Annotated in this window: 22 protein-coding genes; 9 read left to right on the top strand and 13 right to left on the bottom strand. The window is 69.4% G+C overall.

Annotation, left to right across the window (positions count from 1 at the left end; genetic code table 11):
- Positions 1–328: 328 nt before the first annotated feature.
- The 5 genes from JN22_RS25315 to JN22_RS25295 are packed head-to-tail and all read right to left on the bottom strand — an operon-like array spanning position 329 to position 7,199.
- Positions 329–3,295, bottom strand: coding sequence for an ATP-binding protein (locus JN22_RS25315; RefSeq protein ID WP_085556521.1), 2,967 nt, complete (start codon positions 3,293–3,295; stop codon positions 329–331).
- A 24-nt stretch (positions 3,296–3,319) separates the two neighbouring features.
- Positions 3,320–3,742 (bottom strand): response regulator, encoded by a 423-nt coding sequence (locus JN22_RS25310; protein ID WP_085556520.1) that lies wholly within the window; start codon positions 3,740–3,742, stop codon positions 3,320–3,322.
- A gap of 12 nt (positions 3,743–3,754) precedes the next feature.
- A complete protein-coding gene (gene cheB, locus JN22_RS25305) occupies positions 3,755–4,852 on the bottom strand; it encodes a chemotaxis-specific protein-glutamate methyltransferase CheB (protein ID WP_223677880.1) in 1,098 nt (365 codons plus the stop codon).
- Complete coding sequence (locus tag JN22_RS25300; protein ID WP_085556519.1) at positions 4,852–6,279, bottom strand: chemotaxis protein CheW; 1,428 nt, start codon at positions 6,277–6,279, stop codon at positions 4,852–4,854. The genes cheB and JN22_RS25300 overlap by 1 nt, the downstream gene beginning before the upstream one ends.
- Complete coding sequence (locus JN22_RS25295) at positions 6,279–7,199, bottom strand: CheR family methyltransferase (RefSeq protein WP_085556518.1); 921 nt, start codon at positions 7,197–7,199, stop codon at positions 6,279–6,281. Before JN22_RS25295 ends, JN22_RS25300 begins: the two co-directional genes overlap by 1 nt.
- Positions 7,200–7,357: 158 nt before the next feature.
- On the opposite strand from JN22_RS25295, the gene JN22_RS25290 reads away from it, so the two are divergent.
- Both JN22_RS25290 and JN22_RS25285 read left to right on the top strand, forming a co-directional pair.
- Positions 7,358–9,442, top strand: a complete 2,085-nt coding sequence (locus tag JN22_RS25290; RefSeq protein WP_223677879.1) for a HAMP domain-containing methyl-accepting chemotaxis protein — start codon at positions 7,358–7,360, stop codon at positions 9,440–9,442.
- A 277-nt stretch (positions 9,443–9,719) separates the two neighbouring features.
- The gene (locus JN22_RS25285; protein WP_085556517.1) at positions 9,720–9,968 is read left to right on the top strand and encodes a hypothetical protein; all 249 of its coding nucleotides are present in this window, start codon (positions 9,720–9,722) and stop codon (positions 9,966–9,968) included.
- Between the two features lie 44 nt (positions 9,969–10,012).
- Here JN22_RS25285 and JN22_RS25280 read toward each other — a convergent pair whose 3' ends face one another.
- The 7 genes from JN22_RS25280 to JN22_RS25250 all read right to left on the bottom strand — a co-directional run bounded on the left by JN22_RS25280 (position 10,013) and on the right by JN22_RS25250 (position 16,160).
- Complete coding sequence (locus JN22_RS25280; protein ID WP_085556516.1) at positions 10,013–10,306, bottom strand: DUF2934 domain-containing protein; 294 nt, start codon at positions 10,304–10,306, stop codon at positions 10,013–10,015.
- A 103-nt stretch (positions 10,307–10,409) separates the two neighbouring features.
- Positions 10,410–11,423, bottom strand: a complete 1,014-nt coding sequence (gene mltG, locus JN22_RS25275; protein ID WP_085556515.1) for an endolytic transglycosylase MltG — start codon at positions 11,421–11,423, stop codon at positions 10,410–10,412.
- 5 nt (positions 11,424–11,428) lie between these two features.
- Entirely contained in the window at positions 11,429–12,691 is a 1,263-nt protein-coding gene (fabF, locus tag JN22_RS25270) for a beta-ketoacyl-ACP synthase II (RefSeq protein WP_085556514.1), read from the bottom strand.
- 93 nt (positions 12,692–12,784) lie between these two features.
- Entirely contained in the window at positions 12,785–13,024 is a 240-nt protein-coding gene (locus tag JN22_RS25265; RefSeq protein WP_085556513.1) for an acyl carrier protein, read from the bottom strand.
- Between the two features lie 182 nt (positions 13,025–13,206).
- Positions 13,207–13,944 carry a 3-oxoacyl-[acyl-carrier-protein] reductase gene (gene fabG, locus JN22_RS25260; RefSeq protein WP_085556512.1) on the bottom strand — a complete coding sequence of 246 codons (738 nt, stop codon included), beginning with the start codon at positions 13,942–13,944 and terminating at the stop codon, positions 13,207–13,209.
- Positions 13,945–13,955: 11 nt separating this feature from the next.
- Positions 13,956–14,906, bottom strand: coding sequence for an ACP S-malonyltransferase (gene fabD, locus JN22_RS25255; protein ID WP_085556511.1), 951 nt, complete (start codon positions 14,904–14,906; stop codon positions 13,956–13,958).
- A 264-nt stretch (positions 14,907–15,170) separates the two neighbouring features.
- A complete protein-coding gene (locus tag JN22_RS25250) occupies positions 15,171–16,160 on the bottom strand; it encodes an acyltransferase family protein (RefSeq protein ID WP_085556510.1) in 990 nt (329 codons plus the stop codon).
- Positions 16,161–16,593: 433 nt separating this feature from the next.
- Here JN22_RS25250 and rpsF point away from each other — a divergent pair, with 433 nt between their 5' ends.
- The 7 genes from rpsF to JN22_RS25215 all read left to right on the top strand — a co-directional run bounded on the left by rpsF (position 16,594) and on the right by JN22_RS25215 (position 22,396).
- Positions 16,594–17,034, top strand: coding sequence for a 30S ribosomal protein S6 (gene rpsF / locus JN22_RS25245; RefSeq protein ID WP_085556509.1), 441 nt, complete (start codon positions 16,594–16,596; stop codon positions 17,032–17,034).
- Positions 17,034–17,306: a 30S ribosomal protein S18 gene (gene rpsR / locus JN22_RS25240; protein WP_085556508.1), complete on the top strand. Its 273-nt coding sequence runs from the start codon at positions 17,034–17,036 to the stop codon at positions 17,304–17,306. The genes rpsF and rpsR overlap by 1 nt, the downstream gene beginning before the upstream one ends.
- Before the next feature lie 46 nt (positions 17,307–17,352).
- Positions 17,353–18,312, top strand: a complete 960-nt coding sequence (locus tag JN22_RS25235) for a DUF2232 domain-containing protein (RefSeq protein WP_085556507.1) — start codon at positions 17,353–17,355, stop codon at positions 18,310–18,312.
- Complete coding sequence (gene rplI / locus JN22_RS25230) at positions 18,312–18,872, top strand: 50S ribosomal protein L9 (protein WP_085556506.1); 561 nt, start codon at positions 18,312–18,314, stop codon at positions 18,870–18,872. The genes JN22_RS25235 and rplI overlap by 1 nt, the downstream gene beginning before the upstream one ends.
- A 228-nt stretch (positions 18,873–19,100) precedes the next feature.
- Complete coding sequence (locus tag JN22_RS25225; RefSeq protein WP_085556505.1) at positions 19,101–20,381, top strand: SAM-dependent methyltransferase; 1,281 nt, start codon at positions 19,101–19,103, stop codon at positions 20,379–20,381.
- Positions 20,382–20,610: 229 nt separating this feature from the next.
- Positions 20,611–21,834 carry an NADP-dependent isocitrate dehydrogenase gene (locus JN22_RS25220; RefSeq protein WP_085556504.1) on the top strand — a complete coding sequence of 408 codons (1,224 nt, stop codon included), beginning with the start codon at positions 20,611–20,613 and terminating at the stop codon, positions 21,832–21,834.
- Between the two features lie 181 nt (positions 21,835–22,015).
- Entirely contained in the window at positions 22,016–22,396 is a 381-nt protein-coding gene (locus JN22_RS25215; RefSeq protein WP_085556503.1) for an oxidoreductase, read from the top strand.
- Positions 22,397–22,479: 83 nt separating this feature from the next.
- Here the strand turns inward: JN22_RS25215 and JN22_RS25210 are convergent, their stop codons facing one another.
- Positions 22,480–25,323, bottom strand: a complete 2,844-nt coding sequence (locus JN22_RS25210; RefSeq protein WP_085556502.1) for a [protein-PII] uridylyltransferase — start codon at positions 25,321–25,323, stop codon at positions 22,480–22,482.
- Positions 25,324–25,384: the final 61 nt, after the last annotated feature.

The raw sequence follows: 25,384 nt of genomic DNA, 5'->3' as shown, positions 1-25,384 counted from the left end.
GGCGCTCGTCAAGACCGCGCGACGCATCGGGCAAAGAAGAACAAAGGAGGAAGGAAGGTGGCGGAGCGCGCCGTGACCGGCGGCCATGTGGGGGGCAACGATGGCCGTGGGGAAGGCCAGGGCGCGCTCCGCCGAAGGAGGCCGTCCGGGGGGCTTGCGGGAGAAACCGGACGGCAGCGGTCGGTGGCAGGGAACCACCGGAAGAGACAACAGAAGACTGAACGCTTCAACGACGGGCCCGGCGCTTGGGGGGAGAACCGTTCCCGTCACGAGACAAACACTAGCAACCGCGATGTGTCCCGCGCCTGTCCGCACCATGAATTTGTTTTCATGAACCGCCGGCCACGCTCTCCGCCCGGCGGGCCTGCGCGGCGGTGGCGAGCCGGTACAGCGCGTCACCATCCAGGATGATGACGATCCGCCCGTCGTTCAGCAGGGAGACGCCCCCCACCCCCGGCACCTCGGCCAGCCTGGGGTGGCTTTCGCGGACGAACAGGTCGCCGCGCCGCAGCGGCGTGTCGACCGCCAGGCCGATGCGGCGGTCGCCGTGGCGCAGGACCACGACCATTCCCTGCCCCTCGCCGCCCTTGGCCGCGTCCGGGGGCCAGGCGCCGCCCGTGGGAAGGCCCAGCGTGTCGGCCAGCCGCACCACCGGCAGCGCCCGGTCGCGGTGACGGACGGCCCAGCCGTTGATCTCCCGATCGAAGGCGGCGCCGGCGAGGCCGCAGACCTCCTCGACGAAGCGGTCGGGGATCGCCAGAACCTGATCGCCAACCTCGACCAGCAGGGCGCGTAGGATGGCGGCGGACAGCGGCAGGTCGATGGCGAAGGCGGTCCCCTCCCCCTCGGCCGTGCGAATGGCGACGCTGCCGCCAAGCCGGGCGATGGCGGTGCGCACCACGTCCATGCCGACGCCGCGCCCCGACGTTTCGGTCACCGCCTCGGCGGTCGAGAAGCCGGGGGCGAAAATGAAATCGTGGATGGCCTCGGGCGGCAATGCGCGGCTCTCCTCCTCGCCGACCAGACCGTTGCGGACGGCCTTGGCACGCACGGCGCCGGTCGCGATGCCGCGCCCGTCGTCGGCGATCTCCACCACCACCCGGCTGTTGCGCTGGACCGCGCGCAGGCTGAGCGTCGCCTGCGGCGGCTTGCCGGCAGCCTCGCGCTCGGCCGGGAGTTCGACGCCATGGTCGATGGCGTTGCGGACCATGTGCATCAGCGGGTCGCGCAGCGTCTCGACCATGCTCTTGTCGATGCGGACATCGCCGCCGTCCGTCGCGAAGCGCACCGACTTGCCCTGGGCGCGCGCCAGTTCGCGGACCATGCGGGGAAACGGGGTGAACAACGTTTCCACCGGCACCACGCGCAGGTCGAGCGCCGTCTCCCGCAGCCGGTCCACCGAGCGGCTGAGCCGGGCGTCGAGGTCGAGCAGATCGCGCCGATGCCGCTCCATCGCCTCCTGCACCGCGCGCAGGCCGGGATCACCGGCCCCCAGCCGGTCGGCGAGGACGGCGAGCGCCTGCTCCAGCCCAGTATCCCTGGCGGCGGCGTTGAGGTCGCCGGAGAGCAGAACCATCCCGTCGATGCGCGCCATGAAACGGTCCACCACTTCGCCCGGCACCCGCAGCACACCGGCGGACACGGCCGGCTGCCGGGCCCGCTGGGCCGGCGCAACAGCGGCCGGCGGCGCGGAGGGGTCCGCCGGCCTCCGCTGCGGCGGGACCGGCGAAGGGAGAGCCGTATCCGGCTCCCGCATCGCCGCGGATGGATCGTCCGTCACGGCCCCGCCGGGAACACAGCGGCGGATCCGCAGGAGTTCCCCGCCGGGGTCGATGGCGGACAGGCCGCCGCGCAGCTCGTCCAGACCAAGCGGCGAGGCGACCAGCAGCTTCAGCCAGGTCTTGCCGTCGATGAACTCGGGCCAGTTGGTGATGGCCTGCACCCGCGAGCCCAGCCAGGCGACGAATCCCGACGCCACCTCGGCGGAGGTTTCCAGGAAGGCGGTGACTTCGCAGAGCCCGATGGCCGGATCGGCGACCGCCGCGCGCAGGTCGGCGGCGCTGTCCGGCGACAGGAAGCGCAGCAGGCCGGCATCGAGGCCGAGATCCGTCAACTCGGCGGCGGTGAAGGGCCGGCCGGCGCCGGCATCGCCGGACCGCGCGTCGGCGGACGCCCCGTCGACGTAGGCGCGCAGTCGCCGCTCCAGTTCCGCCGCCGTGCCATCGTCGAGATCCTCCGGCGGGTCGAGCATCGCCAGCGCGGCCAGCCGCTCCACCACCATGCGGGAATCGGCCAGCAGGTCCGGCCAGCCGGCCTGCCCGAACGGAGCCGCGTGCCGCGTCACGTCGGCCAGAACGCGGACCAGCGCCGCCGCGCGTGGCAGCGTGACGATGTCCAGCGTCGCGGCGACACGGTCGAGCGCGCCGGCCAGTTCCGCGCCCGTCGCCACGCCCACCGCCGGTTCCGCCAGGCGGGGGTCGGCCATCAACTCAAGCGCGCGGGCGGCGCTGCTTTCCAGTGTCTGGGCGTTGTGATCGGCGAGCAGGGTGACGAGGATCGCGGCCCCGGCGTCCCGCCCCGACAGGCGGCCGACGCGGGCGCTTGCCACCGCCACCGCCTGAAGCGCGCGCAGGGCCGCGTCGGAGTCCCGGTCGGCCAGCGCTGCGCGGAAACCACGAATCGTGTCGGCGAAAGGCAGGAAATCCAGCCGCTCGCAGGCGATCTCCAGCCGCTCCGCCGTGTCGTCGACCGCACGAAGCTCCTCCCCGTCCAGCGCCGCCGGGTCGAGTCCGCGGGTCAGCGTCGCCATCCCGTCATGCAGCAGCCCGACGAACAGGCCGAGAAGCTTGTCGTTCCCATGCAGCCGGTTCGGCGGCTTCGGCGGGTCGGCCGTGGCCTTGCCGGTCCCCTTCCCCCCGCCCAGCGCGTCGAGTTTCGCCAGCAGCCCGTCGGGCGCCACGCCGTCGCGGCGGTCGCGGGCCGCCTGCTCGACCAGCCCGCGCAGCGCGTCCAGCGCCTCCAGCAATGGATCGGCGGTGGCGCCCGTCAGCTCCAACGATCCGGCGCGGATCCGGCCCAGTATGGTTTCGGCGCGGTGGGCGACCGCCTCCATCGCGAACAGATCCATGGCCCGCGCCGCGCCCTTCAGCGAATGGAAGGCGCGGAACAGCGCGGCGATGCCCTGCGGCCCATCCGTCCCGCCGGGCGGTGCGGCCAACAGCGCTTCGATGGCGTCAAGATGTTCGCCGGCCTCGACGCCGAACTGCCGCCACAGGGTTTCGATCAGTTCGCTCATGCTTCGCCCATGGCGGGAGCGGCGCTAGGGCCGGGCCGGCAGGGGCAGGCCGGCGGCGCGGCGGATCGCCACCACGATGTCGTGCCCCTTCTTGTGGGCCAGATCGAGGCTCATCGTGCCGGACGGCTTGGCGATGATCTCGACCGCGCCCAGCGCGCGGGCCTCGCCCGCCTCCGGCGAGCCGACCTGGGCCACCGAGGAGATGATGACGACCTTGGCGCGCGACGTCAGCGACAGATGCTCCATCACCTCCAGCCCTGACATCTCCGGCATCTCGATGTCGAGCAGCACGATGTCGGGCTTCAGCGACTTGACCATCTCCAGCGCCACCTTGCCGTTCTCCGCCGCTCCGACGAGGGACAGCTCCTCGTCGGAGCGCACGATGTCGCCGATGATGGTGCGCATCAGCACCGAATCGTCGACCAGCAGAATCGTCGGCTTCGCCATGGACCAGGATTCCTATGCTTGCGTGGGGGTGAACAGGGTGTCGAGCCTGCGGGCGATGGCGGCGACGGACAGGACCTCCGTCGCCACCCCGGCCCGGATCGCGGCTCCGGGCATGCCGCCCACGGCGCAGGAGTCCGGATCCTGCACCAGCACCGGGAAACGGCGGGCGGCGAGTTCGCCGGCGCCGGCGGTGCCATCGTCGCCCATGCCGGTCAGGATGACGGCGACCGGAAACACGGCCTCCTGCCCGGCGGAGCGGAACAGCCGGTCGGCCGAGGGGTGGTGGATGGCGCCGCCGCCCGGCGCCGCGAGCAGGACAAAGCGCCCATCGACCAACCGCCGCACCACCCAGTCGGCGCCGCCGCGCAGGATGACGATCCTGCCCGGCACCAGCGCCATGCCATCGCCGCCCTCCGCGACCGGGCGCTTCAGGGTGCGCGCCAGCGAGGCGGCGAAGCCGGCGGTGAAGCTCGCCGGCATGTGCTGCGCCACCACCAGCGGACAGGGCAGCGGGCCGAGCGCCCCCAGCAGTTCCACCAGCGTCACCGGACCGCCGGTGGAGACGCCGATCACCACCAGATCCGGACGATGGTGGAAGCCGTGCCGGGAAGCCGGATGATCCACAGGGTGATCCATGGAGACGGGCGGGAGAGGGGAAGGCGGAGGGGACGTCACGACGCCCTCCCCCGGCGCCGCCATGCGCCAGCGCCCCCAATGGCGCACCTTCTCGGTCAACTGCCGTTCGATGGAGGCCATGTCGAAGCTGATGAAGGAGCTGTTCTTGCAGACGAAATCGACCGCCCCCGCCTCGAGCGCGCGGATGGTCGCCCCGGCTCCCTCGGACGTCTCGTTGGACACCATGATGCAGGGCGGCCCCTTCTCCCGCGCGATGGCCCGGACCGCCTCGATGCCGTCCATCACCGGCATGTTCAGGTCCATGGCGACGACGTGCGGTTTCAGACGGCGCGACAGGCGCAGCGCCTCGGCGCCGTCGCGCGCCTCGCCGACGATCTCGATGTCGGAGGCCGGCTCCAGCATCTTGCGCAGGGCGGCACGGACGAAGTTGCTGTCGTCCACCACCAGCAGGCGGATGCGCGGACCGTCCATCATCAGCGGTCCTCCGTCATGCGGAACGGTCCGGCCGAACCGGCGACCAGCCCCTCCGGGCGGAGCACCGGGACAAGCGCGCCGTCCAGCCGGATGACGGCGGCGGTCATATGGTCCGCCACGGGATCGACCTCATCGCCGGCGACCCTGCGGATGCGCTGGATCGCATCGGCGATCAGCGCGACCATGCCGCCGCCGATCTCCAGGAGAACGGCGACGCCGGAACCCGCGGGCGGGTTTACGACCGGACGACGCGCCAGCAGAAGGCGCAGGTCGACAACCGGCAGGATGGCGCCGTCCACCTCGGTCAGCCCATCGAAGCCGCCGGTTTCCCCGCCCCGTCCCCGGGGCAGACGCAGGCGGCCGGACGCCCCGACGACCCGGCGGACCCTCTCGAACTCCAACGCGTAGACACGCTCGTCGACCAGGACGGTCAGGAAGCGGCGATGAAAGCGCCGCGGCAGGCGGTGGCCGGCCGGATCGCCGCCCTGCGGAACCAGGCGGCCGATCCCGTCCAGATGCTCGCCCAGCATGCGCGAGGCGGTCCTCACCTCCAGCCGCACGCCGTCCTGCTCCACGCTCCTGTTCGCCACGTCGGCGCCGCCTTCCTCCCCATGCTCCAAGGGAAGGCGCACCATGCCGCGCACCGCGTCGACCCGCACCCCGACCGGCCCGCAACGGGTCGCGTGAACCACCGCGTAGCCCCCGGCGCCGGGCGCCGCGCCAAGTGGATCGGTCAGCAACAGCGGCCGGTGCTGCACCAGCACCATGCCGCAGACCAGCGCCGGGGCGTCGGGCAGCGGGCGCGGTTCCCCGATCGGGGAGACCAGCAGGATTTCGTCCATGGCGAGCGCGTGGGCGCGTCCTCCCGCCTCGACGATCAGCAGCCGGACGGTGGCGCGCCCTCTCGCGCTCGCGGGTGGAGCGGCGGCGGCCCCGGCCAATCCCTGCCGCTCAGCCGGCCCCGCAAGGGCCACGTCCCGGCCCAGCTCCAGCCGGCCCATCTCCAGCCGGCCCATCTCCAGCCGGTCGGGATCCAGAAGCCGCAGAGAACGGTCGTCCTGGACCAGCCGCGCCGCGACCGGCAAGCCGGCATCCTCCGGCGCCGGAGCGGTTCGCGTCACCCGTTCCTCCGGCAGGTTCCCACCGACGCGCCCCACGCGCAAAGCCAGCAGCCCCCTGCCCGTCCGCAGCACGACCAGCACCCCACCCTCGCTCCCATCGCTCCGCGCCGTCCCCGTCGCCGGGCGCATCCGGCCGGTGAGGTCGATCACCGGCAGGATGCGCCCGGCGACGTTGGCCAGCCCCTCGACATGCGGCGGCGCGAACGGCAGCCGGGTGGTGCGGACCGCCTCGGCGACCTCCTCCACGCGGTCGCTCTCCACGGCGAAGGCGAGTCCGGCGATGTCGAAGCCGAGAAAGCCGCCCATCACCCCGCCCCCCCGCCATGGCGCCGGAAGGCCAGGGCACGGTCGCCGCGGTGCCGGTCGAAAGGCGCGTCGTCGGGAAGCCGGTCGGTGGTGCCCAGCACCAGCCAGCCGTCCGCCGCCACCGCGCCGGTCAATTGCCGCAGGGCCCGGGTCCGGCCGTTCTCGTCGAAATAGATCATGACGTTGCGGCAGGACACGAGATCGAAACCGCATCCGGGCGGCACCGGATCCATCAGGTTGTGCCGGTCGAAGCGGACGGCCGCGCGGGCATCCGCCCGCACCCGGCGGTGGAGCGGTGCTTCGCCGCCCAGCGGCACGAACCAGCCGGCGTACTCCTCGGGCAGGTCGCGGAACGGGCTCAGCCCCTCCCCGCCGTAGCAGGCGTTGCGGGCCTGCCGCACCGCGATCCGGCTGAGGTCGGTGCCCAGCACGTCGAGGTTCCAGCCGGTGGCCACGCCGTCCCCGGAGCGCCGCGCCTCGCCGGCGTCGGCCAGGGCCTCCAGCGCGACGATCGCGAGGCTGTAGGCCTCCTCCCCGGTGGCGCAGCCGGCGCTCCACAGGCGCAGCGTCCGCAACGGCCGCCGCGCGGCGATCAGGGCCGGCAGGACATGGCGGCGCAGATGCTCGTGGTGCGGCTTGTCTCGGAAGAAATAGGTTTCATGGATCGTCAGATTCTCGATCAGGCTGAGCCAGTCGGCGCTGTCCGGCGGCGCCGCCTCGATCTGTCCGACCCAACGCTCAAGCGCGGGCAGCGGCATCGCCGACAGGATGCGGGCCAGCTTGCGCTCCAGCGGCCGGTCATGGCGGATGCCCGCCTTGCGCCGCACGTCGGCCAGCAGGCGCCGGGCCAGCGTTTCCAGAACGCCGGGAGAGGTTCCGCCGGCCGCCGTCTCCCCAGCCAGGGCGCCGCCGTCCGTCATGGCGCCTGGACGCGTTCGCCACGCCGCACCATTGCAGCGAATTCGAGAAAAACATGCTGGCGTTCCGAAGCGGGCATGGCAACAGGGTCCTCACAGACAACCCAGGATCACGGCATCCGTTCGTAATGACTTGCCGGAAGCACCATGGCCGACGCAAGGTGAAATCGGAGGAGGTGGCGAAGAGCGGCTGGCCGACGCTTCGCCACCCCGCCGCCATGGACGCCACCGCCACGCAGGACACCGCCGGGATGTCGATCTCGACCCGCATCGCCATGGGCTTCGCCGCCGTTCTTCTGCTGACCGTGACGGTCGCGGTCATCGGCTGGCGGGGGCTGAACAGCTACGCGGAGCATGTCGACGTCGCCAGCCGGACCGCCGCGCTCGACACCCGGCTGAACCAGGCAAGGCTGGAGGAGGCCCGTTATCTGCTGGACGTCGAGCCGGCGGCGAGCCGTCAGGTCCGCGCCCTGACCGACGCCCTGAGAGCGGACGTCGAGTCCCTGCTCGCCGACCGCACGCATCCGATGGACCACCAGATCCTGTCCGAGGCGCTCGACAAGCTCGCCACCTACCGCAAATCCTTCGACGAGGTGGTGAAGCTGGAGGCCGACAAGTTCGCCGGACTCGCCAAGCTGCGCCGGCAGACCTCCGTGCTGCTGGAGGCCGCGCAGAGCGTATCGGCGGCGCAGGAGGACCGTTACCGGACGCTCCTGGCGCGGCTGCGCGAGGCTCCGGCCGATGACGGGGCGCTGGCGGCGCTGGACTCGTCGGTGCGGCTCGGCGGCATCGCCGGCCGGCTGGTCCAGGAGACGCGGGGCGCCCTGCTCGACGTCCAGCAGTTCCTGATCGAGAATGGCGGATCGGGCGGCACCGCGCTGAACGCCGGCATCGACAGGCTGCTCCACGTCGTCGGCGACATGCGCAGGAGCGCGCCCGATCCCGACGCCCTGAAGGCGGTCGACGATCTGACCGCCAGCGTCCTGGGGGTGGAGACCGAGTTCCTGCTCGTCGTCGACATCATCCAGAGCCGGCTGAACGCCCGCGCGGCGATGCGCGACGCCGCCGCCGCCGTCAGCGAGCGGGTCGGTCATCTGGTCGAGATGCAGATGACCGAACGCGAAACCGGCCGCGCCCGCGCCGCCTTCCTGCTGTGGAGCGGCGCGCTCGGCGCGCTCGGCGTCGGCATCCTGCTGTCGATCGTCATCGCCCGCAGCCTGACCGGCCCGATCGCCGCGACCACGCGGGCGATCCAGCGCCTGTCGGAAGGCGACCTCTCCACCGCCGTGCCCGGCACCGGCCGCCGCGACGAGCTGGGCGCCATCGGCCGCGCCACCGTCAGCGTGATCCAGGTGCTGCACGGCCTGCACCACGAGATGCACCGGCTGTCCGGCGTGACCACCGGCGCGGCCGGAACGGCGACCGCATCGGAGTTCCACGGCGCCTACGGCGAGATGATCGCGCTGCTGAAGGACACCGGCTCGGCTTTCCAGAGGATCGGCGAACAGGCGACCCAGGTCGCCGTCGCCGCCGGGCAGGCCAGCACCGCCATCGGCCACGTCTCGGACGGCGCGTCGGAACAGACCGACGACCTCGATCAGGTCGCCACCGCCGTCGGCCAGTCGGCCCGCGCCATCGCCCATGTCACCGACAGCACCCGCGACGCCTCGGACATGGTCAAGGACGCCGCCGGCTTCGCCGACAAGGGCCGCGACGACATGGCCCGCCTGCTGCGCGTCTCGCAGACCATCGCCGAGAACAGCCGGCGCATCGGCCGCATCACCGAGGCGATCACCCAGATCGCGGTGAAGACCAACATCCTCTCCGTCAACGCCTCCATCGAGGCCGCCCGCGCCGGCGAGCAGGGCAAGGGCTTCGAGGTCGTCGCCGAGGAGGTCGGCAAGCTCGCCGACAACGCCGTCGAGAGCGCCCGTCAGATCGCCGACATCGTCGAAACCGCGGCGGCCATGGCTCAGGAGGGCATGACCGTCACCGAGCAGGCCCGCCGCATGATGGACGGTTTGGCCGAGCGGGTGGCCCGCATCGACAAGGCGTTCCAGTCCGTCGCCGTGGCGATGGAGCAGCAGCAGGCATCGGTCAGGGAGATCGAGCGGTCGGTCGAGAGCGTGCGCACCGTGGCCTCGAAGAACGCCGCGGCGTCGGAGGAGATCGCCGCGACCATGGTCCACCTCTCGCGGCTGGCCGATGAAACCCGCCGGCAGGTGGCCCGCTTCAAGGCGGTTTGAGACCCTGGAACTCGCCGCTGGTGCCCCACGCGGAGCGCGGGGATGACGAGATGAAGATCGCTTTCAAGAAGCGAGCGAAGCGGCTGCGGCTGGCTGAAATAAAATTCATCGGCGAGCGAATGGGAAAAAGTGGTAATTCCTATTCCCTTCGCGGCGTTAGATGGCATTTAAGTTTGTTTTAACCGTGTTGGCGGCTTATTGGGGGCGTCGGGACGATCAATCCCGGCCTTCGATTCACGGATCACCCAGAGATCAACCCAAGACAAGGGAAGCCGACATGCCCACTCCGATGATCGCCGATGAAGTCCGCACGGCCAGCCGCATCCACGCGCGCCTCCTGGATGGTTTCATCGCCCTGACGGAAGGTGAACTGGCCGGCCTTGCCCCCGGTTTTGCCCAGGAGAGTCTTCAGGAATCGCTGGAGCGTCTGCGCGCCGCCCGCAAATCCTATGGCGGGGTTGCCGGCGTCGTCGTCGCGGCGTCGAGCGGCGAACCGATCGCCCTGGCGGCATCCAACGCCGCCTGAACGGCGGCGCCGGTTTCACTGTTCCGATTGCGGGAACCGGCCGGTCAGGCCGGAACCGTCTTGCGGGCGCGTGGCTTGCGCGTCTTGGGAGATTCGGCGACCAGTTCCGGTGCCGCCGTCTCGACCGCGGCGGACAGGGTCGTCACCGGTTCGGCCTTGGCCTTCCTCACCGCCCTGCGCGGCGCCGCCTTCGCCGGTGCGGTCGTCTCCTCAGCCTGAGCCGCGACATCGCGTTCAGCCTGCAACCAATGATCGGCGTCGCAACCATCCGGACAGCCCTGCTCCAACCAGATCGCGTAGGCGCGATCGCGGATGCGCCGCTCGACATCCAGGCTCATCACACTCTCCTCGCTGGGTCGTGACAATTTCTGTTGCGACGCGAAGAGTGCCGGACGAGACAACATCCCGCAACCGGGCGAAACGATATCGGCGCATCGGCCATCAATCCGATGACGTTTCTCCGTGGCCGCCAGGCCTGCTCTGCTGGAGTTCACGCCAGCGGGCGACGTTGCGGTTGTGGTCCGGCAACGTCTTGGCGAAAACATGCCCACCGGTACCATCGGCGACAAAATAAAGGAAGTCATGCTTCTCCGGCTTCACAACCGCAAGAAGCGACGCCTTGCCGGGGTTGGCGATGGGTCCCGGCGGTAGGCCGTTGATCTGGTAGGTGTTGTAGGGCGACTCGAACTTCCAGTCGTTGCGGGTCAGCGTCCGGCCCAACTCGCCCGAACCATCGGTCAGGGCGTAGATCACCGTTGGATCGGATTGCAGCTTCATCCCGGCTTCCAGCCGGTTGAGAAAGACACCCGCCACCCTGGCGCGCTCGGCCGCGACGCCGGTTTCCTTCTCGACGATGGAGGCCAGGGTCAAGGCCTGCTCGGCCGTCTCGATCGGCAAGCCGTCCTCGCGCCCCTTCCACGCCTCGGCCAGCGCTTGGGTCATCGCGGTCTGCATCCGCTCGACGAGCGCGGCACGGCTGTCGCCATAGGCGTAATGGTAGGTTTCGGGAAGCAGCGCGCCGTTCCTCGGCACCTTGCCCAACTCGCCGGTCAGGGCCGGCTCCTTGTCCAGCAGGGCCACCACCTGCGCCGAGGTCAGCCCCTCCGGCACGGTGAAGCGCCGCACCACGGTGCGGCCCTGGCGCATTTGCTCCAGCACGGCTTCCATGCTGATTCCGGCGGGGAACAGATATTCGCCCGCCTTCAGGTCGCGCACCGGCCCCATCAGCCCCATCAGCTTGGATCCAGCGACGAACAGCAGCGGCGAATCGATCACCCCGGCGTCGCCGAGCGTGATCGCGATGGCCTCGATCCCGCTGCCGCGCGGGATGACCACGGTTTCCGGCTGCTCGAGCGGACCGGGGGCCATGACCCGCATGGCACCCCAGACGCCGACGCCGACGGTGGCGCCGGCAACGACCAGCGCCCCCGCGATGATCCGGAGGCCCCAGCCCATGCCGCTTACGCGAACTCCTTGAAGACCAGCGACGCGTTGGTGCCGCCGAACCCGAAGGAGTTCGACAGCGCCGCGCGGACCCGGCGCTCCTGGGCGACCTTCGCCACCAGATTGACGCCCTGGCAGCTCTCCGACGGGTTCTCCAGGTTCAGGGTCGGCGGCACGATGCCGTGGTTGATCGACTTGATCGAGTAGATCGCCTCGACCGCGCCGGCGGCGCCCAACAGGTGGCCGATGGCCGACTTGGTGGAGGACATCGCCAGCTTGTCCATGGCGGTGCCGAACAGCCGCTTCACGGCGCCCAGCTCGATCTCGTCGCCGAGCGGCGTCGAGGTACCGTGGGCGTTGACGTAATCGATGTCGGCCGGGGTCAGGCCCGCACGCTTCAGCGCCCCGCTCATCGCCCGGAAACCGCCGTTTCCGTCTTCAGCCGGGGCGGAGATGTGGTGGGCGTCGCCCGACAGGCCGTAGCCGACGATTTCGGCGTAGATGGTGGCGCCGCGCTTCTTCGCGTGCTCCAGCTCCTCGAGGACGACGACGCCCGAACCCTCGCCGATGACGAAGCCGTCACGGTCCTTGTCGTAGGGGCGCGACGCCTTGTCGGGCGTGTCGTTGAAATTCGTGGACAGGGCGCGCATGGCGGCGAAGCCGGCCACGCCCAGGCGGCTGACCGCCGCCTCGGTGCCGCCGGCGACCATGACGTCGGCGTCGTCCCACATGATCAGGCGGGCGGCGTCGCCGATGGCGTGCGCGCCGGTCGAGCAGGCGGTGACCACCGAGTGGTTGGGGCCCTTGAAGCCGTGCTGGATCGAGATGTGGCCCGACGCCAGATTGATCAGGCAGGCGGGAATGAAGAAGGGCGACAGGCGGCGCGGCCCCTTCTCGTGCAGGGTCACGGCGCCGTCGGCGATGCCCGGAAGGCCGCCGATGCCGGAGCCGACCATCACGCCGGTGCGCTCGCGCTCCTCGTCGGTCTGCGGAGTCCAGCCGGAATCCCGGATGGCTTCCTGCGCCGCCGCGATCGCGTAGAGGATGAAGTCATCCATCTTGCGCTGGTCCTTCGGCGGCACGAAGGAATCGGCGTTGAAATCGCCGTCGCCCGTACCGCGCGGAACCTGACCAGCGACCTTGGAGGCGAGGTCGGACGTCTCGAAGCCCGTGATCGCGCGGATTCCCGATTGACCGGCAATCAGCCGCTCCCAGTTCACCGTGTGGCCAACGCCAAGCGGCGTGACCAGACCGAGGCCGGTGACGACGACACGTCTCATGAGCTGTTTCCTGACCTATCCTCGAAAAAACGTCGACGGCCAGGCCACCGCGTCGCGGATCGCCTGGCCACCGGTAAAGGCGTCCCTGCCCGATCAGGCCGGGGCGTTCGCCTTGATGAAGTCGATGGCGTCCTTCACCGACAGAATCTTCTCGGCGGCGTCGTCGGGGATCTCGACCCCGAACTCCTCCTCGAAGGCCATGACCAGCTCGACGGTGTCGAGGCTGTCGGCGCCCAGATCGTCGATGAAGGAGGCGTTCTCCACCACCTTCGACTCCTCGACACCCAGGTGGTCCACAACGATCTTCTTCACGCGCTCGGCGATGTCGCTCATCTTATCTGACCTTCCAATCCTTGAAATCGCTCGGGAAACCGCTCGGGATAATCCGGTCGGAGCGACACGCGGCCTGCGTGCCGTCCTGCTGCGAAAAGCCCCGTCCGATAACACATTTCCGCAGCCTTGACCAGCGCCCGCGGGGGCTGGGGGCCGCGAAGCTTCACAAGAGGCTTACCGCCTCAGATCATGGCCATGCCGCCGTTGACATGCAGCGTCTGGCCAGTGACGTAGGCGGCCTCTTCGCTCGCGAGGTACACGACCCCGGCGGCGATCTCCCCCGGCTCGCCCATGCGGCCGGCCGGGATGGCGGGGAGCAGCTTCTGCTTCTGCTCGTCGTTCAGGGCGTCGGTCATCGCCGTGGTGATGAACCCCGGCGCGACGCAGTTGACCGTGATGTTGCGCGAGGCCAGCTCGGCGGCAAGGGCCTTCGACATGCCGATCAGGCCAGCCTTCGACGCGGCGTAGTTGGCCTGCCCCGGGTTGCCGGTGACGCCGACCACGGAGGTGATGTTGACGATGCGGCCCCAGCGGCGCTTCATCATGCCGCGCATGGAGGCGCGCGACAGGCGGAAGGCGGCCGTCAGGTTCACGTCGAGGACGGCCTGCCAGTCCTCATCCTTCATCCGCATGGCGATCTGGTCGCGGGTCAGCCCGGCGTTGTTGACCAGGATGTCCACCTTGCCCAGCGCCGCCTCGGCGTCCTTGAAGAGCTGCTCGGTGGCGGCGGCCTCGGACAGGTTGCCGGGGACCACGAAGGCGCGCTCGCCCAGTTCGGCGGCCAGCGCCTCCAGCGGGGCGGTGCGGGTGCCGGACAGCGCGACGGCGGCGCCCTGGGCGTGCAGCGCGCGGGCGATGGACGCGCCGATGCCGCCCGATGCGCCGGTGACGAGGGCCGACTTGCCGGTCAGATCGAACATGGTGGGAATCCTCACAGGGTCTTGAGGAACGACTCGACGTCCGCCGGGGTGCCGACCGACGTGGCGGAGAGTTCCTTGTCGATTCGCTTGGTCAGCCCGGCCAGCACCTTGCCCGACCCGACCTCGACCAGAGTCGACACGCCCTGCTCCTTCATGGCCAGGACGCATTCGCGCCAGCGGACCATGCCGGTGACCTGCTCGACCAGCAGGCGGCGGATCACGTTGGGATCGGAGACGGCTGATGCGGTCACGTTGGCGACCACCGGCACGACCGGCGCCGCGATGGTGACGGACGCCAGCGCCTCGGCCATCGCGTCGGCGGCCGGCTGCATCAGCGCGCAGTGGAAGGGGGCGGAGACCGGCAGGCGGACGGAGCGCTTCAGCCCCCGCTCGGCGGCCAGCGCGATGGCGCGGTCGATGGCCTCGGCGCTGCCGGAGATCACCACCTGGCCGACGGAATTGTCGTTGGCGACGGAACACACCTCGCCGAGCGCGCTGTCGACGGAGTCGGCGGCGATGGCCTGCGCCTGCTCCAGTTCGGCGCCCAGAAGGGCCGCCATGGCGCCCTTGCCGACCGGAACGGCCTTCTGCATGGCCTGCCCGCGCAGCTTCAGCAGGCGCGCGGTGTCGGCCAGCGTGAAGGCGCCGGCGGCGCAGAGCGCCGAATACTCGCCCAGCGAATGACCGGCGACGAAGGCGGCGTGCTTGGCGAGATCGATCCCGCCCTCGCTCTGCAACACCCGCATCACCGCGACGCTGACCGCCATCAGGGCGGGCTGGGCGTTCTCGGTCAGGGTCAGGTCGGCCTCGGGGCCTTCGACCATCAGGCGCGACAGCCGCTGGTTCAGCGCGTCGTCCACCTCTTCGAAGGTGTGGCGCGCGACTTCGAACGCTTCGGCGAGTTCGCGGCCCATGCCGACGGCTTGGCTGCCCTGCCCCGGAAAGACGAACGCCCTGGTCATGTGTCGTATGGAACCCTGGATGGAAGGCGCCCCGCCCCTCGCGGCGGCGCCATGGAATGCGCGACAGTCATACCCTCCCTTTTGGGCAAGTCAAGCGACGCGCGACGACCGAACCCGCCAAGGGTCGATAAAATGCGCTTGATCCAGGCAAAACGCCCATGAACAGCCAGCTTCGACGCGGCTGTTCATGACGAGAGGCTTTCCGAATCTTGCGCTGTTCACGCCCTTTCTATGAAGAACGCCGAATCCGCCAGGAAAGCCGGCTCAAGCCTTGCCGACCAGGGCGACGCGGGTCCAGGGCCGCAGTTGCGCCGCCGCTTCCAGCATCATCGGCCCGGCGAGCCCGGCGAGCAGCGCCACCCCGAACACCGCGGCATCGCCATAGCCGAGCTTGTGCAGCAGCACCCGCGCGCCGGCGGTGAAGAAGGCGTGGTGCAGATAGATGGCGTAGGAGGATTTGCCGACGGTCCGGAACACCGCGCTGGAGGGCATGGCGTGCAGCAGGGTCACAGCGCCGCCCATGCCGCACAGCAGCGCCACCGCGCTGTTCCAGCCGAAATAATGATGGATCGCCCCCAGCAGCGACGCCTGGTGCAGCGCCAGCCCGAGCAGCAAGGCGCCGCCGGCCGTCCCCAGGAGCGCGCGGCGCGGCAGCCGGTCGCGGAAACGGGTCACCGCGACGCCGAGCAGAAAGTGCGGCAGCAGGACAAAGGTCTCGTTGATCGAGAAGGGATTCGATTCGGTGTGGATCGTCTGGCAGCCGATCATCGCCAGACCGAGGGCCGCCGCGAAGGGAACGGGCCGGTCGATCAGCCGCGCCGCGTCGAGCAGCGCCACGAAGGCGAAGATCAGGAAGAGCGATTGCAGATACCAGAAATGGGCATAGGAATAGACGTAGATCTCCCACATCGCGTTCGGCGCGAAGCTGCCGTTGGCCCCCGGCGCGTGCGTCTGCACGAGGTAGAAGAGGGTGGAGACGACCAGGAACGGAAAGCCCAGGCGCCGCAGCTTCTTGGCGAAGAAGGACGGGAGCGCCCCGCCCGCCGCCGGCCGCAGGGCATAGACCAGCCCCGACAGGAAGGTGAAGAGCGGCATGCGGATCAGCTCGAAGCTGCTCGTCGCGTAGCGGTAGAGGGATCCGTCCTCAACCTGCATGCCGGTGCCGGGCACCCCGACGACGTGATAGGCGACCAGAAGGATGCAGGCGAGCCCGCGCAACTCCACGACATGATAAGGCAGGGTGTCTCTGCGCATTGGTATCCCCGTGCGAGCCGAAGTGAGGAAAGCGGCCGTCGCTTGCCGTCCGGTGCCTTGTGGCTGGGTCGTCCGGCCCCGCGACGTTGCCGCGCGGCCCTGGGACAGTGGCGGGAACGCGGCCCCTGCGGCCCTTGTTCGCTCTTTTGGCTGAATGTGCCGGGAACTTCCCATTATTGGCGCGGCCCGGCCGGCGGGCGTAAGCTCGACGGGGAGGGGCCGCTTTCCGGAGCACCCGGCGGGCGGCGGCGGAAACTGCGGGGCCGCCTGAATTTTCCCTGGATTTCCGCTGGACAGCGAGGCCGCCCCGTGCATACTGCGCCGCTTCATAACTCCTTGCCGACGGCTTGCCGCCGGCTAGGCCCGGGCGGCTGACCCCATCCATAGGGGGTGGCGGCGCAGCGCCGGACCATGAACAGCCATGGGGAGTGCAATGGCACTTTACGAGTGCGTGCTGATCGCACGCCAGGACATCTCGGCCGCCCAGGCCGAGCAGCTCGGTGAGACCTTCGCCCAGATCATCCGCGACAACGGCGGCACGGTCGCGAAGACCGAGTACTGGGGTCTGAAGACCCTGACCTACAAGATCAAGAAGAACCGCAAGGGTCACTACACCCTGTTCAATCTCGATTCGCCGGCCGCCGCCGTCGCCGAGATGGAGCGGAACATGAGCATCAACGAGGACGTCCTGCGCTACATGACCGTGCGCGTCGACGAACTCGATGCCAACCCGTCGGCGATGATGCAGAGCCGGAACGAGCGCAGCGAGCGCGGAGAGCGTGGCGACCGTGGTCCCCGCCGCTTCGACGACCGCGGCCCGCGTCCGCCGCGCCGTCAGGAGAATGTTGCCGCTGGTGAAGGGGAGACCGCGTAATGAGCGACAAGCAGACCACGGGCGCTCCGGCCCGCACCGGTGGCGGCGCCCGCCGCCCCTTCTTCCGCCGCCGCAAGACCTGCCCGTTCTCCGGCGCGAACGCTCCGGCGATCGACTACAAGGACGTCAAGCTGCTGTCCCGCTTCATCTCGGAGCGTGGCAAGATCGTCCCGAGCCGCATCACCGCGGTCTCGACGAAGAAGCAGCGTGAACTGGCCCGCGCCATCAAGCGCGCCCGTTTCCTGGCCCTGCTTCCGTACATCGTGAAGTAAGCCCGGACCGGATCGAGAGTTTTAGGCAAAGGTCGAAAGGGTTCCCATGGCCGCCGGTCTGGCCGCTCCGCTGGTTATCGCCGCCGGTGGCGGTCTGGTCAGCGCGTTCTTCTACCTGTCGGTCACGTTCGGCGGGTTCGGGACGCTGATCCTGGGCTATCTGGCTCCCCTGCCCCTGTTCCTCGCGGGGCTGTGGTTGGGGACGTCGGCGGTTCTCCTCGCCGGTCTGGTGGGGGCGGCCGCGGTGATGGCCGGTACGTCGGGCAGCACGCTGGTGTCGCTCGCCTATCTGGTGACCGGAGCCGCTCCGGCCATCCTGGTGGTGCGGCAGTCGCTGCTGGCGCGGACGTCCGGCGACGGAACCCTGGAATGGTATCCGCCCGGCCGGGTCCTGATGGGCTTGGTCGGGATGGGCGTGGCGGCCATCCTCGCCGCCGTGATCCTCACGTTCGACCAGCCCGGAGGGCTGGAAGGCGTGGTGCGCCGGACGCTGGCCCGCGTGGCCGAGCCCCTGTTCCGCGCGCAGGGCCAGACGGCCCCGGATCCGGAGGAGATCTGGATGGCGGCCGCCCTACCGGGGCTGGTGGCGATCTCGTGGGTGACCATGACGATCGTCAATGCGGCGCTCGCGCAGGGCGCGCTGATGCGGTTCGGCCGCAACAAGCGACCGCCCATGCGCCTGGCCGAGCTGGAACTGCCGCGCTGGCTGGTCCCCGCCTTCCTCGCGGCGGTGCTGGGGGCGAGCGTGCTGCCGGACAGCTTCGGCTTCCTGGCGGTCAACCTCGCGCTGATCCTGGCGGTGCCGTTCGCCTTTGCCGGGCTTTCGGTGGTTCATGTGGTGGCCCGAAGCCGGTCGGCGCGCACGCCGATCCTCGTCGGGTTCTACCTCGTGCTGTTTCTCTTCGGGTGGCCGATCCTGCTTTTGGTCGGCCTGGGCATGATCGAGCAATGGATCGGGCTGCGACGCCGGTTTACCCGCGCCGCCCCCGGTCAGGAGGACGAGTGATGGAAGTTATTCTGCTGGAGCGGGTTGAGAAGCTCGGCCAGATGGGCCAGGTCGTCAACGTCAAGCCGGGCTTCGCCCGCAACTATCTGCTGCCGCAGAAGAAGGCCATGCGCGCCACCAAGGCGAACATGGCGGTCTTCGAGAAGCAGAAGGCCCACCTCGAGGCCGTGAACCTGGAGCGCCGCAAGGACGCCCAGGAGGTCGCGACCAAGATGGACGGCGTCACGGTCGTCGTGATCCGTCAGGCCGCCGAGACCGGCGTGCTGTACGGCTCCGTCAACAACCGCGACATCGCCGACGCGCTGGACGCGGCCGGCTACAAGACCGACCGCAAGCAGATCGTGATCGACACCCCGATCAAGACGCTCGGCCTGTTCAAGGTCCGTGTCGTCCTGCATCCGGAAGTCACGATCAGCGTCACGGTCAACGTCGCCCGCTCGCAGGAAGAGTCGGAGTTGCAGGCCCAGCGCGGTGGCATGGTCACCGCCGCCGACCTGCGCGACGAGGACGAGGAAGAGTCCTACGTCCAGGAGACCGCGACGGAAGACGAAGAGGCCTGATCGCCTATTCGGCGGCCTCCCCGGCTCGATGGCCGGGGAGGCCGCGCGCCGCTCGTCCGAAAACCGCCCATCCCACGCCGGGATCGGGCGGTTTTTCGTGTTTCGCGCCCGAACGGATGCTCCGATCGGTGCTCGCCCGATTGGGTGAGCAGGCCTGACCCATCGGCGGATTGTCGCACCCTTCCGCGCGCGTCATTCTTGTTGAGGATCACGCGCGAGGAGTTCGGCATGCTGCTTGTCCGCCTTCTTGCCGCCGCCATCGGCGACGGAGCACTCGACCTCGTCACCGCCGACGGGCGGCGCCGACGAATCGGCGCCGGGGTTCCCGCCCTCACCCTGCGGCTGCACGACCGCCGGGTCGAGCGCGACCTGCTGCTGAATCCACGCCTGCGCCTGGGCGAGGCCTACATGGACGGCCGCCTCTCGGTGGATGGTGGATCGATTTACGACCTGCTGGCGCTGCTGATGACCGACAGCAGCGTGCAGGGCGCGCTGGGCCGCGTGCTGGAGACGCTGTCGCCCGCCCTGCGGCTTCTCCAGCAGCACAACCCGGCGCGGCGCTCCCGCCGCAACGTCGAGCACCATTACGACCTGTCGCGCCGGTTCTACGAGCTGTTCCTCGACCGCGACATGCAATACTCCTGCGCCTACTTCCCGCAGCCCGGCCTGACGCTGGACGAGGCGCAGGAGGCCAAGAAGCGTCACATCGCCGCCAAGCTGCTTCTGGTGCCCGGCATGCGCGTGCTCGACATCGGCTGCGGCTGGGGCGGCATGGCGCTGTATCTGGCGCGGATGACCGGGGCGCGGGTCACCGGCATCACGCTGTCCTCCGAACAGCTCGCCGTCGCCCGCGAGCGCGCCGCGGCGGCCGGCCTGTCCGACCGCGTGACCTTCGAGCTGCGCGACTACCGCGAACTGGCGGCCAGCGGCACCGAACGCTTCGACCGGATCGTCTCGGTCGGCATGTTCGAGCATGTCGGCGTGCCGCATTACCGCACCTTCTTCGAAGCGGTGCGGTCGCTGCTGACCGTGGACGGGGCCGCCCTGCTCCACGCCATCGGCCGTCTCGACGGCCCCGGCTCGACCAACCCCTGGATCCGCAAGTACATCTTTCCCGGCGGCTATTCCCCTGCCCTGTCGGAGGTCCTGCCGGCCATCGAAGCGTCCGGCCTCCTTTCGACCGACGTGGAGATCCTGCGCCTGCATTACGCGGAGACGCTGCACCGCTGGCGCAGCCGCTTCGAGGCCCGCCGCGAGGAGGCCCGTGCGCTCTACGACGAGCGCTTCTGCCGGATGTGGGAGTTCTACCTGGCCGGCGCCGAGCTGAGCTTCCGCACCCAGGGCCACATGGTGTTCCAGATCCAACTGGCCCGCTCGCTGGGAGCGGTGCCGCTGGTGCGCGACTACATGGTCGACGCCGAGCGTGATCTCGCCCGGACGGAAGCCCAAACCGGAGCCCAGGCCATGACACCCGCCCGCAGCGCCCGGCCGGCGGAATCGGCGGCCTGATCCACGCCGGACCGGCAAGCTCCTTGCCATGCCCGTGCGACAATGATGACCGGCTGTCCGCCGTGCCTTCCTTTCCTGACCGGGGCAGTGCTATATAACCGCGATTCAGTCCGCCCGGGGTATCGGGCGACCGCGCCTGCGGTCGCCCGGCAACAAGCGCTCGCTGGACAGCGCGCCCGGCATCCAGGAAACGACAACGCCCTTACCCGTTCGGGGAGATCTCGCACCCATGTCCAAGATCAAGGTCGCCAACCCGGTCGTCGAACTCGACGGCGACGAGATGACGCGCATCATCTGGCAGTTCATCAAAGACAAGCTGATCCTGCCCTATCTCGACATCGACCTGAAATACTACGACCTGAGCGTCGAGAACCGCGATGCGACCGACGACAAGGTGACCGTCGAGTCGGCCAACGCGATCAAGAAGTATGGCGTCGGCGTCAAGTGCGCGACCATCACCCCGGACGAGGCGCGGGTGACGGAGTTCAACCTCAAGAAGATGTGGAAGTCGCCGAACGGCACCATCCGCAACATCCTGGGCGGCACCGTGTTCCGCGAGCCGATCGTCTGCTCCAACGTTCCGCGCTACGTGCCGGGCTGGACCAAGCCGATCATCATCGGCCGCCACGCCTTCGGCGACCAGTACAAGGCGACCGACTTCGTCGTCCCCGGCCCGGGCAAGCTGACCATCAAGTGGGAAGCGGCCGAGGGTGGCGAGAAGATCGAGCACGAGGTCTACGACTTCCCCGGCGCCGGCGTGGCGATGGGCATGTACAACCTCGACGAGTCGATCGAGGGCTTCGCCCATTCCAGCTTCATGTACGGCCTGGAGCGCGGCTACTCGGTCTATCTGTCGACCAAGAACACGATCCTGAAGGCCTATGACGGGCGCTTCAAGGACATCTTCCAGAAGATCTTCGACGAGACCTACGCCGAGCAGTTCAAGGCCAAGGGCATCGTCTACGAGCACCGCCTGATCGACGACATGGTCGCCTCGGCCCTGAAGTGGGAAGGCGGCTTCGTCTGGGCCTGCAAGAACTACGACGGCGACGTGGAGTCGGACGTGGTGGCGCAGGGCTTCGGCTCGCTCGGCCTGATGACCTCGGTGCTGGTGACGCCGGACGGCAAGACCGTCGAGGCCGAGGCCGCCCACGGCACGGTGACCCGCCACTACCGCGAGCACCAGAAGGGCAAGGAGACCTCGACCAACCCGATCGCGTCGATCTACGCCTGGACCCAGGGTCTGGCCTACCGCGGCAAGTTCGACGACACCCCGGACGTCGTCAAGTTCGCCGAGACGCTGGAGCGTGTCTGCGTCGAGACCGTCGAGTCCGGCTACATGACCAAGGATCTGGCGATCCTCATCGGTCCGCAGCAGCCGTGGCTGACCACCAAGCAGTTCCTCGACAAGCTGTCGGACAATCTCGAGAAGAAGATGGCCGCCTGGAGCTGATCCCTGGAGCGGGGCTCCGGATTCGGAGCCCGATCTTGGGGTGCGACGCCGCGTCCGGGTCAAACCGGACGCCGGCTCGGCTAGGGTTCGAGCGGGAAGCTTCGGCTTCCCGCTTTTTTCTTGCCCGCCACGGCCCCGGAGGCCGGGCCAGGATTTTCCACCCCAGGAAGGAACGCGCCCCATGTCCACCGATCTGTTCCGCGTCGCCGTCATCGGCGCCGGCGAGACCGGCACCCCCCTGCTGCACAAGCTGCTGGACGCCCCGTTCGTCGAGCTTCTGGGCGTCGCCGACCTCGACCGCGAGGCGCCGGGCGTCACGCTGGCCCGCGAGCGCGGCGTTCCGACCACCACCGACTTCATGGAACTGGCCCGGCTGGGCGAGCGGTTGGATGTGCTGATCGACGTCACCGGCGTGCCGGCCGTGCGCGAGGCCCTGCGCCGCGAGATGCAGGAGAGCGGCAACCACCACACGCTGATCGTGCATGAGGTGGTCGTGCAGCTTCTGCTGTCGCTGCTGTCCGGCAAGCTGGTGCGGTTGAAGCACGGCGCGCAGGACTACTGAGCGCCGCCTCGCCGAAACGGACAGCCCCTCGCCCCCGGCGGAGAACGGCGGGTTTTCTCGCGGAAGAACACGAGCCCCCGGCCCTATTCCGCCGCCTTGCTCCGCACCGTCCGCTTGACCGGAGCCGGGGCGGGGGTCGCGTCGCCGGCCGGATCGGCCAGGGCGTGCAGCAGGCGCTCCTTGATCTTGGCCAGCTTGGTCTCGTGGGTGACCTTCAGGCCGAAGACGTCCTTCACATAGAAGACGTCGATGGCCTTCTCGCCGAAGGTCGAGATCTTCGCCGACGAGATCTGGAGCGTCAGATTCGACAGGGCGCGGGTCAGGTCGTACAGCAACCCCGGCCGGTCGCGCCCGTTCACCTCGATGACCGTGTGGGTGGTCGAGGCGTTGTTGTCGATCAGCACGCGCGGCGGCACATGGAAGACCCGCGTGCGGCTGGAGTGCGGAGTCCGGCGCGTCGCCAAATCCTGCAACGGCTTCAACTGGCCGGACAGGACCTTCTCGATCATCACCGACAGCTTGGCGAGCTTGTCGCGGCTCTCGAAGGCGCCGCCGGCCGCCGCGTCCTGCACCGTGAAGACGTCGAGCGCCATCCCGTTGGTCATGGTGAAGATGCGCGCGTCGACGATGTCCGCGCCCGAGGCGGCGAAGGCGCCGGCCAGACGGGAGAACAGCCCGTGATGGTCGGTGGCGTAGATCGTCACCTCGGTGATCGCGCGCGCGCGGTCGATGCGGGTGTCGACGGTGAGGTCGCGGCCGTCGCGTTCGGCCTCGCGCACGATGCGGGCGTGATGGGCCAGCGTTCCGGCGTCGAAGGCCAGCCAATAGGCGGGGTAGCCCAGGGATTTGTGCTGTTCGAAGGCCGCGTCGTCGAAATCGGTCAGTTCCAGCCGCAGCCCGGCCTGGGCCGACTGGATGCGGCGCCCGCGCCCCTCCACCGTCATGCCGCCGGACATCAGCTCCTCGGAACGGTTGTAGAGCTCGCGCAGCAGCGTGGCCTTCCAGTTGTTCCAACGCTGCGGTCCGACCGCGCGGATGTCGGCGACCGTCAGCACCAGCAGCAGCCGCAGCCGCTCCGGCGACTGGACCAGCGCCACGAAGTCGCGGACGGTCTTGTCGTCCTCCAGGTCGCGCTTGAAGGCGGTGTAGGACATGGCGAGGTGCCAGCGCACCAGCCACGCCACCGTCTCCGTCTCCTCGGCCGTCAGGCCGAGGCGCGGGCACAGCTTCTCCGCCACGCGCGCGCCCAACACCGAATGGTCACCGCCGCGCCCCTTGGCGATGTCGTGCAGCAGCACGGCGACGTAGAGCGCCCGCTTCGACACGACCTTGTGGATGACCTCCGACGACAGCGGCAGTTCATCGACAAGATCGCCGGCGGCGATCTTGTGCAGGATGCCCAGAGCGAACAGCGTGTGCTCGTCCACCGTGTAGACGTGGTACATGTCGTACTGCATCTGCGCCACCACCCGGCCGAAGTCGGGGATGAAGCGGGCCATCACCCCGGCCTCGTTCATGCGGCGCAGGGTGATCTCCGGATCCTTTGGTCCGGTCAGTATGTCGATGAACAGCCGGTTGGCCTCGGGGTCTGTGCGCAGCTTCGGCCCGATCGCGGTCAGCGAGCGGGTGATGGAGCGCAGCGCCGCCGGGTGGATGTCGATGTCGTTGATCTGCGCGGTGTGGAACAGCCGGATCATGTCGATCGGCTTTTCCTTGAACTGGCGCTCGTCCCGCGCGTTCAGCCTCTCGCCGTCGACGATGAAGCCGTCGACGTCCTTGCGGCGGGCGACCGAGGCCAGCCGCAGCAGGTTGAACTTGGGCGGGCGCTTCGATTCGGCCTCCAGCGCCGCGCAGAAGATGCGCGTCAGGTCGCCGACGTCCTTGGCGACCAGGAAGTAATGCTTCATGAAGCGCTCGACGCCCTTGGTACCGGCATGGTCGGTGTAGCCCATGGCGGCGCCGATCGAGGTCTGCACGTCGAAGGTCAGCCGGTCTTCCAGGCGGCCGGTCAGGTAATGCAGGTGACAGCGCGCGGTCCACAGGAAGTTCTGCGCCTTGGCGAAGCGCTGCGCCTCCTCCGGCGTCAGCACCTTCTTGCCGACCAGCTCGTCCACCCCCTCGACCCGGTAGAGGTACTTGGCGATCCAGAACAGGGTCTGGAGATCGCGCAGGCCGCCCTTGCCATCCTTCAGGTTGGGTTCCAGCACATAGCGGCTGTCGCCCATCTTCAGGTGGCGGTTGTCGCGCTCGGCCAGCTTGGCCTCGACGAACTCCGGGCCGGTGCCGGCGACGACCTCCTTGTCGTAACGCTTGCGCAGTTCGGCGAACAGCTTGCCCGGCCCCCACAGATAGCGGGATTCCAGGATCGCCGTGCGGATGGTGACGTCGGCCTTGGACTGGCGGATGCAGTCGTCGACGCTGCGCACCGCGTGGCCGACCTTCAGCCCCAGATCCCACAGGATGTAGAGCATGTATTCGACGACCTGCTCGACGCGCGGCGTGCGCTTGTAGGGCAGCAGGAACAGCAGGTCGATGTCGGAGAAGGGCGCCAACTCGCCGCGCCCGTAGCCGCCGGTCGCCGCGACGTCGAAGACCTCGCCCGAGGTCGGGTTGGCGGTCGGGAAGATGTGCAGCACGGTGAAGTCGGCCAGCGCGCCGACCAGACGGTCGGCGAGGTAGCAGTTCTCCCGCACGCACTCCTCGCCCGATCCGCCGGCCTCGAAGCGCCGGTGCACCTCCTGCCGCCCGTCGGTCAGCGCCTTGCGCAGGCAGGCGAGCAGCGCCGGCCGCAGCTTGTCGCCGGTGCCGAACTCGGCGACCAGCGCCTCGAGCTCGCCGGCCAGCCTGCGGCGCGAGATGATCGCGCGCTTGTTGGGGATCGTGTTGGGCGGGGCGGAGGGGGGAGGCGCGGCGCGGGTGGACAGCATCGTTGGGGAGCGACCTTCCAGAACGGCGGCCGGGAAGCGGTCGCCGGAAACGGCGGTGGTC

This window comes from Azospirillum agricola (assembly GCF_020005195.1).
GTDB classification, from domain to species: domain Bacteria; phylum Pseudomonadota; class Alphaproteobacteria; order Azospirillales; family Azospirillaceae; genus Azospirillum; species Azospirillum agricola.
This window is presented reverse-complemented; position numbering and strand designations above follow the sequence as displayed.

Excerpts from the sequence above, each read along its gene's own strand:
- cheB (WP_223677880.1), bottom strand. The coding sequence starts at position 4,852 with ATGATGGACGGTCCGCGCATCCGCCTGCTGGTGGTGGACGACAGCAAC.
- JN22_RS25235 (WP_085556507.1), top strand. The coding sequence starts at position 17,353 with ATGGCCGCCGGTCTGGCCGCTCCGCTGGTTATCGCCGCCGGTGGCGGT.
- JN22_RS25280 (WP_085556516.1), bottom strand. The coding sequence starts at position 10,306 with ATGAGCCTGGATGTCGAGCGGCGCATCCGCGATCGCGCCTACGCGATC.
- JN22_RS25285 (WP_085556517.1), top strand. The coding sequence starts at position 9,720 with ATGCCCACTCCGATGATCGCCGATGAAGTCCGCACGGCCAGCCGCATC.
- JN22_RS25220 (WP_085556504.1), top strand. The coding sequence starts at position 20,611 with ATGTCCAAGATCAAGGTCGCCAACCCGGTCGTCGAACTCGACGGCGAC.
- JN22_RS25265 (WP_085556513.1), bottom strand. The coding sequence starts at position 13,024 with ATGAGCGACATCGCCGAGCGCGTGAAGAAGATCGTTGTGGACCACCTG.
- JN22_RS25300 (WP_085556519.1), bottom strand. The coding sequence starts at position 6,279 with ATGGGCGGCTTTCTCGGCTTCGACATCGCCGGACTCGCCTTCGCCGTG.
- fabF (WP_085556514.1), bottom strand. The coding sequence starts at position 12,691 with ATGAGACGTGTCGTCGTCACCGGCCTCGGTCTGGTCACGCCGCTTGGC.
- JN22_RS25310 (WP_085556520.1), bottom strand. The coding sequence starts at position 3,742 with ATGGCGAAGCCGACGATTCTGCTGGTCGACGATTCGGTGCTGATGCGC.
- JN22_RS25210 (WP_085556502.1), bottom strand. The coding sequence starts at position 25,323 with ATGCTGTCCACCCGCGCCGCGCCTCCCCCCTCCGCCCCGCCCAACACG.
- JN22_RS25250 (WP_085556510.1), bottom strand. The coding sequence starts at position 16,160 with ATGCGCAGAGACACCCTGCCTTATCATGTCGTGGAGTTGCGCGGGCTC.
- mltG (WP_085556515.1), bottom strand. The coding sequence starts at position 11,423 with ATGGGCTGGGGCCTCCGGATCATCGCGGGGGCGCTGGTCGTTGCCGGC.
- JN22_RS25225 (WP_085556505.1), top strand. The coding sequence starts at position 19,101 with ATGCTGCTTGTCCGCCTTCTTGCCGCCGCCATCGGCGACGGAGCACTC.
- fabG (WP_085556512.1), bottom strand. The coding sequence starts at position 13,944 with ATGTTCGATCTGACCGGCAAGTCGGCCCTCGTCACCGGCGCATCGGGC.
- fabD (WP_085556511.1), bottom strand. The coding sequence starts at position 14,906 with ATGACCAGGGCGTTCGTCTTTCCGGGGCAGGGCAGCCAAGCCGTCGGC.
- JN22_RS25215 (WP_085556503.1), top strand. The coding sequence starts at position 22,016 with ATGTCCACCGATCTGTTCCGCGTCGCCGTCATCGGCGCCGGCGAGACC.
- rpsF (WP_085556509.1), top strand. The coding sequence starts at position 16,594 with ATGGCACTTTACGAGTGCGTGCTGATCGCACGCCAGGACATCTCGGCC.
- JN22_RS25295 (WP_085556518.1), bottom strand. The coding sequence starts at position 7,199 with ATGACGGACGGCGGCGCCCTGGCTGGGGAGACGGCGGCCGGCGGAACC.
- rpsR (WP_085556508.1), top strand. The coding sequence starts at position 17,034 with ATGAGCGACAAGCAGACCACGGGCGCTCCGGCCCGCACCGGTGGCGGC.
- JN22_RS25315 (WP_085556521.1), bottom strand. The coding sequence starts at position 3,295 with ATGAGCGAACTGATCGAAACCCTGTGGCGGCAGTTCGGCGTCGAGGCC.
- rplI (WP_085556506.1), top strand. The coding sequence starts at position 18,312 with ATGGAAGTTATTCTGCTGGAGCGGGTTGAGAAGCTCGGCCAGATGGGC.